General features: G+C 70.2%; 9 protein-coding genes. 4 read left to right on the forward strand and 5 right to left on the reverse strand.

Annotation, left to right across the window (positions count from 1 at the left end):
- Genes AC6CCG_RS02355 through AC6CCG_RS02365 form a run of 3 tightly spaced genes read right to left on the reverse strand, consistent with a single transcriptional unit; the run spans position 1 to position 3,462 of the window.
- Complete coding sequence (locus tag AC6CCG_RS02355) at positions 1-339, reverse strand: antibiotic biosynthesis monooxygenase family protein (RefSeq protein WP_496652837.1); 339 nt, start codon at positions 337-339, stop codon at positions 1-3.
- A complete protein-coding gene (locus tag AC6CCG_RS02360; RefSeq protein WP_496652838.1) occupies positions 336-1,403 on the reverse strand; it encodes a glycoside hydrolase family 43 protein in 1,068 nt (355 codons plus the stop codon). Before AC6CCG_RS02360 ends, AC6CCG_RS02355 begins: the two co-directional genes overlap by 4 nt.
- Positions 1,404-1,419: 16 nt before the next feature.
- A complete protein-coding gene (locus tag AC6CCG_RS02365) occupies positions 1,420-3,462 on the reverse strand; it encodes a hypothetical protein (RefSeq protein WP_496652839.1) in 2,043 nt (680 codons plus the stop codon).
- Positions 3,463-3,720: 258 nt separating this feature from the next.
- On the opposite strand from AC6CCG_RS02365, the gene AC6CCG_RS02370 reads away from it, so the two are divergent.
- Together AC6CCG_RS02370 and AC6CCG_RS02375 are read left to right on the forward strand one after the other, a co-directional pair.
- On the forward strand, positions 3,721-4,191 hold the full coding sequence (locus tag AC6CCG_RS02370; protein ID WP_496652840.1) for a hypothetical protein: 471 nt from the start codon (positions 3,721-3,723) through the stop codon (positions 4,189-4,191).
- A 141-nt stretch (positions 4,192-4,332) separates the two neighbouring features.
- A complete protein-coding gene (locus AC6CCG_RS02375; RefSeq protein ID WP_496652841.1) occupies positions 4,333-6,399 on the forward strand; it encodes a RecQ family ATP-dependent DNA helicase in 2,067 nt (688 codons plus the stop codon).
- Here AC6CCG_RS02375 and AC6CCG_RS02380 read toward each other — a convergent pair whose 3' ends face one another.
- A complete protein-coding gene (locus AC6CCG_RS02380) occupies positions 6,400-8,187 on the reverse strand; it encodes an ABC transporter ATP-binding protein (RefSeq protein WP_496652842.1) in 1,788 nt (595 codons plus the stop codon).
- Entirely contained in the window at positions 8,180-9,922 is a 1,743-nt protein-coding gene (locus AC6CCG_RS02385; RefSeq protein WP_496652843.1) for an ABC transporter ATP-binding protein, read from the reverse strand. Before AC6CCG_RS02385 ends, AC6CCG_RS02380 begins: the two co-directional genes overlap by 8 nt.
- A gap of 31 nt (positions 9,923-9,953) precedes the next feature.
- Here AC6CCG_RS02385 and AC6CCG_RS02390 point away from each other — a divergent pair, with 31 nt between their 5' ends.
- Together AC6CCG_RS02390 and AC6CCG_RS02395 are read left to right on the forward strand one after the other, a co-directional pair.
- The gene (locus tag AC6CCG_RS02390) at positions 9,954-10,550 is read left to right on the forward strand and encodes a TetR/AcrR family transcriptional regulator (RefSeq protein ID WP_496652844.1); all 597 of its coding nucleotides are present in this window, start codon (positions 9,954-9,956) and stop codon (positions 10,548-10,550) included.
- A 138-nt stretch (positions 10,551-10,688) separates the two neighbouring features.
- Positions 10,689-11,729, forward strand: a complete 1,041-nt coding sequence (locus AC6CCG_RS02395; protein ID WP_496652845.1) for an ABC transporter ATP-binding protein — start codon at positions 10,689-10,691, stop codon at positions 11,727-11,729.
- Positions 11,730-11,733 lie beyond the last annotated feature (4 nt).

The following is an 11,733-nucleotide window of genomic DNA, read 5'->3' on the forward strand; positions in this document are numbered from 1 at the left end:
TCAGGGAACGTCTTCGGCGTCCGGCTCTAGGGGTTCGTGGTCCGCGACGACCTGGTGGTGGCTCGCGGTCTCGTCCCACCGGCTCAGAGCCAGTCGCGCCGCCGGCTCGACGACCGCCCGCTCGTAGCCGTCGCCGGCGAACCCGCGGACGGCGTCCAGGTCGTCGAAGAACGTGATCGACGTGAAGATCACCTCGTCGCCCACCTGCCGGCGCAGCAGCCGGGCGCCGCGGAAGCCGGGCACCGCGGCCAGGTGCTCCCGTACCTCGGAGTCGTAGTGCCGCTGGTAGTCGTCCGCCGATTCCGGCGCCGCCCAGCCCTGCCAGGTCCGGGCGATCATTTCCGGCTCCGCGGATCCCCGGCCGGCAACGGCACCGGCTCGCCGAGCGGCACCGGGATGCCCGGGTCGGGCCGGCCGTCAGCCGTCCAGTTGATCTTCTGGGCCCGGATGGTCCGGGGCTCGCCGCAGTCGGTGCTGTCCGGGTAATCCCTTGCGTGGTAGACGATCCAGTCCTCGGTGCCGTCCGGCGAGGTGAAGAAGCTGTGGTGGCCGGGACCGTACACGCCGTGCTCCGGGCTCTTGCTGAAGATCGGCTCCGGCGTCTTCGTCCAGGAGGCCCGATCGGCCGGATCGCCGCCGGTGTAGCTGAGCAGGCCGACGGCATAGTCCGGGGTGCCGCACTGGGCCGCCGAGAAGGTGAGGAAGATCTTGCCGTTCCGATAGATCGGGTACGGACCCTCCTGGGTCTCGCCTTCGCCGATCTTCTCCCACTCGTAGGTCGGTTCGGAGAGGATCCGCGGCTCGGCGGCCAGCGTCCACGGATTGCTCATCGGGGCGATGTAGAGCTTCTGCGCGCCCGGGGCCGGGATGCCCGCGTACACGTAGTAGAGCTGCTTTCCGACCTCGAGCACGGTGCCGTCGATGCTGAAGATGTCCGGTCCCTGGAGCTGTGCCTTGAAGGTGTACGGGCCGAGCGGACTGGCGCCCTGGCTCTCCGCGACGAAGTTGCGGTGCGTGGAGATGTCGCCGCCGATCTGTGCCGTGTAGTAGAGGTACCAGCGGTCGCCGAAGCGGTGCAGCTCCGGTGCCCAGATGTTGTCCCGGTACGGGGTCGGGGCGGTGCTGGCGTCGAAGACGACCGTCGGCGTGGCCGCGCCGAGGGTGGCCAGCGATCGCGAGGACGACACGGTCACCACGTTGGACGCGGTGGTGCTGGCCAGGAAGTACCGCCCGTCGTGGAACGCGAGCCAGGGGTCGGCGCCGTCCCGGATCGGGTTGGTGAACGTGCCGGTTCGGGCTCGGTCCGTTCCATGATCGTCCGCCGCGATGGCCGGTGTCGCGGGCGCGCCGGCGAGCACGGCGATGATCATGGTGGCGAGGACGGTGCGCAGCGGTCTGGTCATGATCGGGTCCTCCTGGTCAGTTGGCGTACGCGACGGAGACGGGACCGGAGCCGGTCAGGGTCCAGCCGCTGTCGTCCTCGAAGCCGCCGTTCCTCAGCCCGAGGCCGATGGTCCGGACGTTGTCGATCTTGTAGTCCAGGACGTCCAGCCCGGAGACGGCGCCGGAACCCGAGCACAGCCGATACTCGATCTTGACCTTCTCCTTGCCCCGCACGAATTCCGTGATGTCGATCGGGCCTTGGTGATCGGAACCCTGGAGGTAGAACCAGGGCCAGCCGTCGCCCACGTCGCGGTTCCAGATGTTGACGCCGTCGATCAGCAGTTGCTTGAAGTAGCGGCCGTGCAGCCCGCCGATCGGGTCCGTGTGCCAGAAGTCGATCTCGTAGCGCGGCGAGTCCGGATCGACCGGCATCGTCTGCGCCGCCGCGGCACAGGTGTTCGGTGCGACGTCCACGCCGCGCGGGACGGTGAAGCTGAGCCGCCCGTTCCCGGTCATCGCCCGATTCGCCGGGCTGATCACGAGCCCGGGAAAGGTCGGCTCGGTCAGTGGCGTGTGCGTGGTGCCGCGGAGCTCGGCGTACCCCTTGCTGATGGCGTTGAAGATCTTCGCCGGCCGGGCCGGCGAGTAGATGTCGATGTAGGGGTGCAGCTGGGTGGCGTTGCGGCTCATCCGCCAGCCGCCCGGTCGTTCGAAGCCGCCGTTGGTGATCTTGATCCCGCGGCCGGTCACGACGTCGAACCGGGTGTCGTTCGGCGAGAACGTGACGCCCTGTTGGTGATACAGCCGGAACGTGATCTCGGCCGACGACTTGCCCGCCAGCAACGAGGTCACGTCGACGGTCTCGTCGTGCCAGACCTCCTCGGTGTCGCTGGTGAAGTCCCGGCTCCAGACCACCTTCCCGTCGACCAGCAATTGCTTGAGCTGGTAGCCGGCGTCGCCGCCCTCCTGGTAGTCGGTGTGCTTGAAGCTGATCGTCTTCTGCTTCGCCTTCGGGTCCACTGCGACCCGCTGCGAGGCGGCGGCGAAGTGGCCCGGCGAGGTCGGCACGTTGTTGCTGATCGAGAAGCTCAGGCTGCCCATCCCGGTGTGTCCGCGGTAGTCGGTGCCGGGCTGCTGGCTCAGTGCGTCCAGCGGGGCGCCATAGGCCATGATGCCTCGCAGCCTGCCGTCCAGGAGGTACGGCTTCGCCCGCCGCAGCACCTCGGCGACGTAGCGTTCATCGGGATGGACGATGCCGTCGAGGAAGCGGCCGAAGTAGCCGAGCAGGACCAGTTCCTTGCCGGCCTTCTCGGTGATCGAGAGAACATGATCAAGTCCGGCCTCGACCTGGCTCGGGTCGATCGTCGACCCGTAGACGAAGTAGACGTAGATGACGCCGTCGACCGTGCCCGCGATCCGTTCCATCGCGTGATCGGTGATCTCGCCCGGATACAGCGTGACGTACCACTTCAGGTCCGGATTGATCGCGTGCTGGGCCTTTTCGATCTTGGTCAGGTAGTCGTTGGTGAACAGCGCCTGATTGACCGGCCCGCTGAGGAAGTCGTCGATCGCCCAGGACTTCACGTTCGGGTGCTTGAGGGACAGCTTCGCGATCTCCTCCGCCCAGCGGACGAAGTCCAGCTCGAACGGCCGGGAGCACCGGCCCGCGACATGCGGCCTGTCGTTGAGGAAGCACTCCGACGGCGGCACCAGGTAGACCATCACGTCGATCCCGGCGGCCTCGGCGGCCGGCACGAACTCGGTGACCAGGTCCTCCCAGTCCTTGGCGCTCTCCCAGATGTCGTAGGTGAACATCGTGACGTTCAGCTGCCGCAGCCGCTTGATCATCGCCGGGGTGTCGATGTGACGGTAGCCGTCGGCCCGGGGCTCGGCCTCGCGAATCGTGGCCGCGACCGTGTTGCCGCCGTTCTTGGCGGTGAGGAACGCGCCGGTGGGAAGCCGGTCCGGCCCTCCGCCCGGCAGTTCGCCCGGAGCCGCCACGGCCGCCGGTGGGGCTAGGGCGGCCAGCAGGGCCACCAAGATCAGGAGAATCGACCAGGAACAGCGCCGTCGCCGCATGGGAATCACCCTATATTCCAAATATCGAAAATTACTGCGATATTGTGAATCGTAATGAAGGTGGTTCCGCGGGGGCAAGGGTTCGGCTCGAACTTGGCACGATTTCGATAACGCTGTTATTTCCCGCCAGGCCCGATGCGCGATGACGCCGCGTCAGCGCCGGGTCAGTGCGAGGTCAGTGACGCGGCCTAGCGTCGCCGGCGTACGCACACACCGACTCCAGCTCGTCGAGACGAGGTGGGCAGAAGGGAGCGAACGATGACGAAGATCGTGCGCAAGGCGGGACGACGCATGATCCGAGCCGGCCTGGCCGGTGCGGTGGCGATCGTCGCCGCAGCAGGATTCCAGGTGGCCACGGCGACCGGGGCGGCGGCGGAACCACCGGGCTGCTCCGCCCAGGACTACCTGGACAAGACCGACATCCTGGGGCCGGACCGGGCCCTGTGCAACGGCGACTATCTGCTCCGGATGCAGGGCAACGGGGACCTCGTGCTGCGGCACATCCCGACCGGTCGCGCCTGCTGGCACTCCAACACCTCCGTGCCGGGGGTGTCGGCGACCTTCACCCCCGGCCGGGGCACCGGCCCGGCGGGACAGTTCCGGCCGTACCTCCAGGTCGGGGAGCACAAGATCTACGGGGACAACAACATCCTGGATCTCGGGAACACGGCCAATCTCAACGGCAAGGGTGAACTGTGGGTCGGCTATCGCCTGGTCGGCAGATGCTGAACCGCTGAGCCCGGCGCGGCCTCCTCCGGCCCCGGATCGAGGCGTCACCTCTGCAGCGACACGCCGACGGAATCGCTGCTTTGGTGACCGGTCGGCGGGGACCGGGGGAGGGCGTCGGCGGCGAGGGGCATGATGGCGGGCATGTCGGAGAGCGTGAGGGTCAGCAGCCGGACCGCCGAGCAGTTGGCGGCGACCATCCGGGCCGTCGCCGGACCGGACGCGGTGCCGCGGGCGGACCAGGTGCGTGCGGTCGAGGAACTGGTCGACCACCGGAAGCGAGTGCTGGTGGTGCAGGCGACCGGCTGGGGCAAATCGGTCGTCTACTGGGGCGCGACCGCCGCGCTCCGGCACGGCGAACGGCCGGCCGGGCCGACACTGGTGGTGTCACCGTTGCTGGCCCTGATGCGGGACCAGATCGCTGCCGCCGAACGGGCCGGGCTGCGGGCCGCGACGATCAACTCGACGAACTTCGACGACTGGGACCCGATCTTCGCCGCCCTCGCGGCCGACCAGCTCGACGTCCTGCTCATCTCGCCGGAACGCCTGGTCAACCCCCGCTTCGCGGCCCGCCTTCCGGAGCTGCTGTCCCGCTGCGGGATGCTCGTCATCGACGAGGCGCACTGTGTCTCGGACTGGGGCTTCGACTTCCGGCCGGACTACCAGCGACTGACCCGGACGCTGCTCGAGCTGGCGCCCGGCACGCCGGTGCTGGCCACGACCGCGACCGCCAACGAACGGGTCACCGCCGACGTCGCCCGGCAGCTCGGCGAGGACACCGTGACGCTGCGGGGCTCGCTGGCCCGGGCGTCGCTGCGGCTGTCCGTGGTGCCGGAGCTGTCGCCGCTGGAGCGCTATGCCTGGGTGGCCGAGGCGCTCCGGTCCTTGCCCGGCTCCGGCATCGTGTACGTGCTCACGGTGGCCGAGACCGAGCGGGTGGCCGGCTTCCTGCAGAGCCAGGGTCTCGACGTCGAGGCGTACTCGGGGCAGACCGAGAACCGGGAGCAGCTGGAGGACCGGCTGCGGGACAACCAGGTGAAGGCGCTGGTGGCGACGTCGGCGCTCGGGATGGGGTACGACAAGCCGGATCTCGCCTTCTGCATCCATCTCGGTTCGCCGGCCTCGCCGGTCGCTTACTACCAGCAGGTCGGCCGGGCCGGCCGGGCGCTGGACGACGCCGTCGCGGTGCTGGTGCCGGCCGAGTCCGACGAGCGGATCTGGGACTACTTCGCGACCGCGGGCATCCCGGTCGAGGCCCAGGTGGAACAGATCCTGGACGTGCTGGCCGACGGCCCGGCCGGGCTCGGTGCGATCGAGGCCGCGACCGGGCTCCGCCGAGGGAGGCTCGAGTCCACGCTGAAGATCCTGGCCGTCGACGGCATCGTCGAGCGGGACCGCAGTGACTGGGTCGCGACCGGGAAGCGCTGGTACTACGACCAGGAGAAGTGGGACGCGCTGCGCCAGGTGCGGTCCGCCGAGGCCGGGCTGATGCGGTCGTACGCGCACGGCGAGGGCTGTCTGATGCGCTTCCTGCAGCAGGCCCTGGACGACCCGGACCCGCAGCCCTGCGGGCGTTGCTCGGTCTGCACCGGCGAGCTGCCGGCCCCCGGCGCCACGCCCGACCAGGAGTTGATCATCGCCGCCCAGCGGTTCTTCCGCGGCCAGGACACGATCGTGGAGCCGCGCAAGCAATGGGCCGCCCGGCTCGGCGACCGCAAGGGCAAGATCAACTTCCTGGCGCCCGGCCGCGCCCTGGCCTTCGCCGACGACCCGGCCTGGACCGACGCCCTGCGCCGGCTCTGGCTCCGCGACGAACCGGTCGACGGAGAGATCCTGGACGCCGTCGTCGCCGTCCTGAAACGCTGGGCCCGGGACTGGGAGCGGCCGACCGCCGTCGTGCCGATGCCGTCCCGCCGCTTCCCGGCCATGATCGAATCGGTGGCCCGGCACGTCGCCGAGGTCGGCCGGCTGCCGTACGTCGAGGCGCTCGCGGTCTCCGGTCCGCGCCCGGTCGAGGATGCCTCGTCGTCGGCCCGCGCCACCGACCTGCTGGCCCGCACCACGCTGCTGCCCGGCGTCACCTTCGACGGCCCGGTGCTGCTGGTCGACGACACCGTCCGGACCCGCTGGACCGTGACCGTGGCCGGCGCTCTGCTCGCCGACGCCGGCGCGACGACCGTGATGCCGCTGGCGTTGCACCAGTTGCCGTGATCACGCGCCGGCGTCGCGGTGCAGAGCCACGAGTTCCGGGACGCCGCGGCGCAGCAGCTCGGCCGGGCTGCCGTCGGCCGTGACGCGCCGATCGGCGATCACCACGACCCGGTCGGCGATCTCGACCGTGGAGAGGCGGTGTGCGATGACGATCGCCGTGCGGCCGCGGAGCAGGTTGCGCAGCCCGGTCTGGATCGCCCGCTCGGTCGGTACGTCGAGCGCCGAGGTCGCCTCGTCCAAGATCAGCACGGCCGGGTCGGCGAGCAGGGCGCGGGCGAAGGCCAGCAACTGGCGTTGCCCGGCGGAGAGCCCGGTGCCGCGGGCCTGGACCTCGGTCGCGTAGCCGTCCGGGAGGCGCTCGATGAAGGCGTCCGCGCCGACCGAGCGGGCCGCGGCGACGAGGTCGTCGTCGGTGGCGTCCGGGCGGCCGAACCGGAGGTTGTCGGCGATCGTACCGGCGAACAGCTGGGTCTCCTGGGTGATCAGGTTCACCGACCTGCGGAGCTCGGGGTCCGAGACCTGGCGAAGATCAACTCCGTCCAGGGTGACCTGGCCGGCGTCCGGATCGTGCAACCTGGCGATCAGCTTGGCGATCGTCGACTTGCCGGCCCCGGTGGCGCCGAGCATCGCGGTGGTGCTGCCGGCGGGCAGGTCGAGTTCGAGCTCGTCCAGCACCGGCACCGTGCGTCGGGCCGCCGGGTAGGCGAAGCGGACCGCCTGCAGCCTGATCCGGCCGCGAACCGGCCGCGGCAGCGGGGTCGGCTGCTCCGGCTCCGGTACGTCGTCCGGCGCGTTGATCACCGCCGCGACGCGTTCCAGCCCGGCGACGGCGGACTGCAGGGCGTCCACGAAGCCGGTCAGGCTGAGCACCGGGCCGAACAGCTGGGCGACGTACAGGATGAAGGCGGCCAGTACGCCGAGCTGCAGGCTCTGGTCGGCGACCCGGAAGCCGCCCGCGACCAGCAGGACGGCGGTGGTGAGGCCGAAGATCAACTCCATGGCCGGGAAGTACACCGTGCCGAGTCGGACCTGCCGCTCACCGACGGCCCGGCTCCGCTCGGACAACCGCGTGTAGCCCGCCGCCTCGTGCGGTTCGCGGTTGTACGCCTGCACGGCGTGGATCCCGTCCAGGGTCTCCACCACCTGACCGGTCAGCGCGGCCGTGGCGGCCTGATGATCACGGTAGGCGGCCGCCGAGCGGAGCGAGTACCAGGCGGTCAGCACCGCGAGCGGGACCAGGGCCAGCACCGTGATCAGCGCCAGCAGCGGATCCAGCACGATCATCACGACCATGATCACGATCACCGTGAGCACGGCCTGCAGCAGGCCGGTCAGCGCGGTCCCGAAGAGGGCGTCGACGGTCGCGATGTCCGAAGTGAGTCGGGCCGTCACCTGACCGACGCCGAGTCGATCATGAAAGCCGACCGAATGCCGTTGCAGGCGATCGAAGACCCGGGTGCGCAGCGTCAGCAGCACGTCCTGGCCGAGCACGCCCGCGCGATTGACCCAGAGCCGGTTCAGCAGCCCGGACAGGACCGCCGAGCCCGCCAGCGCGGCGACCACGCCGATCACCGGCGCGATCCGGCCGGCCAGTCCCTCGCTGAGCCCGACGTCGATGGCCACGCCGACCAGCCACGGGCCGGTGACGGACACGGCCGTCTGCAGCACCGCCAGCAGGAGCAAGATCGACAGGGCCGCGCGGTGCGGGCGCAGCAATGCCCCGAGCAGGGCGACCGCCGGTGCCGAGCCGCGGGACCGACGTACGGAATCGAGGGCGGATTCAGTCATCGTGACCGGCCTCCGGACCGGGGTGGCCCAGCATCAGCGATCGGTACGCGGCGCTTCGCCGCACCAGCTCGTCATGGGTTCCGCTGTCGACGATCCGGCCCTCGTCGAGCACCGCGATCCGGTCGGCCAGCCTGGCGGTCGACAGCCGGCGCGCCGCGATGATCACGGTCAACGGGTCCAGCACCGGCCGCAGGTCCTGTTCGATCGCCGCTTCGGTCCGGACGTCCAGCGCGGAGATCGGGTCGTCCAGCACGAGAACCGACGGCCGGCCGCTCAGCGCGCGGGCCAGGGCGAGCCGCTGTCGCTGCCCGCCCGACAGCGACAAACCCTGTTCCTCGACCGCGCTGTCCAGCCCGTCCGGCAGTCGCTGCACGAAGTCGGCCCGGGTCAGCTCCAGGGTCCGGCGCAACTCGTCCTCGCCGACCGTGGGCCGGCCCGCCGTGAGGTTCTCCCGTACCGATCCCGAGAACAGCACCGCGTCCTCGAACGCGACCCCGACCCGCTCACGCAGCTCGGCAAGCCGGAGCCGGGTCACGTCGACGCCGCCGACCGACACCCGCCCCGACGCCGGATCGGCCAGCCGCGGCACCAGGGCCGCCAGCCGGGACTTTCCCGACCCGGTGGCGCCGACCAGGGCGACCGTCTCACCGGGCCGCACCTCGAGGTCGATCCGAGCGTCCGGCCGGTCCTCGTCGAGGACCACGCCGTCGAACCGTACGGCGAGCCCGCCGGCGGGCAGCGGCCGTGGATCCGTCGGCTCCCGCAGCCCCGGCTCGGTGTCCAGCAGGTCCAGCACCCGCCGGGTCGCCGCCGAGGCCAGTTGGGTCTGGGCCAGCAGCCCGCCGGCCACCATCACCGGCCGGGTCAGCCGGAAGTAGAACGCGGTGAACGCGACGAAGCCGCCGACGCTGAGCACCCCGGCCGTGACGGCCGCGATGCCGCCGGCCACGACACCCGCCAGCACCAGGATCGGGTAGCCGACCAGCACCGAGTCGAAGGAGGCGAACAGTCGCATCAGGCTCAGCTCGGCGTCCCGCAGCCCGTGCGCGCCGACCAGGAACCGGTCCAACATCAGCTGCCGTCGTCCGTACAGCTTGATTGCCCGGATCCCGCGGACCGACTCGGACGCGACGGTGGTCAGCCGGTCGGTCCGGCTGCCGGCCTCGACGGCCAGACTCTCGTAACGGTGGGCGAAGGTCCGGCTCATCGCCACCATCGGAATCATGGCGACGAGCACCAGCGCCCCCAGCGCCGGGTTGAGCCACAGCAGCATGGCGGTGACGAACACCAGCGTGAACACCGTCGAGATCAGGTACGGCAGCACGAAGCTGAAGTAGGAGCCGACGGTGTGCAGGTCGCCGGTGGTCCGCGCGATCACGTTCCCCGATCCCGAACGAGCCTGCTGCTCGGGGCTCCAGCGCAGCGCCTGCGCGTAGCAGGCGACCCGGAGATCGTGCTCCAGTCGCACCGAGGCCAGCATCGCGCGTCGGCGGAGCACGTACATCAGGGTCTGCACCAGGCCCAGGGCGAGCATCGCGGCGCCGTACCCCCAGATGCCGGCCGGGTCCCCGTGCAGGATCGGCCCGTCGATCATCGCGGCGATCAGCAACGGCTGCGACATCTGCGCGCCGAGCGCCAGCACGTCGGTGATGATCATGATCACCACGTCGCGCCGGTACGGCCGCACCCACGGCAGCATCCGCCGCAGCGGTCCACGCCGATCCCGCTCGCCCATGACTGGGGAGTGTACTAAGTACACTTCTCGGGTGGGTAGCCGATTCTCCGAGATCGTCAGGGCCGGCCTCGCCGTCGCCGGCCGGGACGGCCTGAGCGCGGTCTCGATGCGTGCCGTCGCCGCTGAGGTCGGCTTCACCACCATGGCCCTGTACCGGCACCTGCCGAGCAAGGAGGCCCTGCTCGACGGCATGGTCGGCGCCCTGCTCGGCGAACTCGACCTGCCCGACCCGGCCGATCCTTGGCAGGCTCGGCTCCGCCACGTCGCCCTCGAACTCCTCGCCCTCGGCCGCCGCTACCCGACCGTGATGCCGCTGCTGCTGACCCGTCCCTATGTCGCGCCGGAGGCCGTTCGGGTGGTCCGGGTGATGTACGGCATCCTCGACGACGCGGGCGTCGACCCGGCCGAGCTCTACCGGGTCGAACGATTGATCAGCACCCACCTGCTCGGCTACTGCGTTTCCGTGGCCAACCAGGCCTTCTGGGCCAGTGAGCCCGACACTCCGGCCGTCGAGACGGCACCGGTCGAACGTGTCGATCAAGATCATCGGACGGACCGCTGGCGGGCCGAGCTGGAGCGGAACCTGGAGTCGCTCGGCCAGTTGATCATGGCCGAACGGACCCACTAGCCCGTCCGGTTCGTAACGGCTTCGGAACAAGATCGACTCCCACCACCCCTTGACCCATGCCCGGACGCGCACGTAGCGTTGCCAATCAATGAGAGTTAACTCCCACTGAGTGAGAGTAGCGAGCGAAGGGGACCGGGGATGACGACAGAGGTCAGGCCGGCCGCCGCGCTGGATCAGGTGTCGAAGAGCTATCCCGGCGGCGTGCAGGCGGTCGATCGGGTCAGTCTCGAGGTGGCCAAGGGCGAGTTCTTCTCCCTGCTCGGCCCGTCGGGCTGCGGCAAGACGACCAGTCTGCGAATCCTTGCCGGGTTGGAGATCCCGACCGAGGGTCGGGTGCTGATCGACGGAAAGGACGTCACTCGGCTGCCGCCGAATCGGCGGCCGACGAATCTGATCTTCCAGAAGCTCGCCCTGTTCCCGCACCTGTCGGTCGCCGACAACATCGCCTTCGGCCCGCGGCTGCAGCGTAAGTCCCGCCGCGACGTGAACGCGAAGGTCGCCGAGATGCTCGAGCTGGTCGAGTTGCGGGGCTTCGAAGCCCGGCTGCCGTCGGAGATCTCGGGCGGCCAGCAGCAGCGGGTCGCGATCGCCCGGGCGCTGGCCAACGACCCGGCGGTGCTGCTGCTGGACGAGCCCCTGGGTGCGCTGGACCTGAAGCTCCGCGTGCAGATGCAACTGGCCCTGAAGCGGATCCAGCGGAACTCCGGGACCACCTTCATCTTCGTCACCCATGATCAGGTCGAGGCGATGACGATGTCGGATCGGATGGCCGTCATGCACGACGGCCGGGTCGATCAGGTCGGCCCGCCCGAGCAGCTGTACGCCAAGCCGGCCACCACTTTCTGTGCCAGCTTCCTGGGCGACACCAACCTGATCGGCGACACCGAGCCCGATCGCGCGTTCAAGGCCGACGGGCTGCGCGGGCACGCCGGCGAACTGGTGTCGATCCGGCCGGAGCGCCTGATCATCTCGGGCTCCCGGCCGGACGAGGGCGCCGGCGTCGCGGCCCGGGTCAGCCAGCTGACCTTCCAGGGTGCGACGGTCCGAGTCGTCGCCACCACCCATCACGGCCGTGACCTGCTGGTCGACGTGCCGGCGCACGCGGCGGGTGATCTCGTCCCGGACCGGCCCGTGTTCGTCAGCTGGCCGGACGACGCGGTCGTCACGCTGCCGAAGTAGTTCC

This window comes from Microlunatus sp. YIM B11417 (assembly GCF_059617205.1).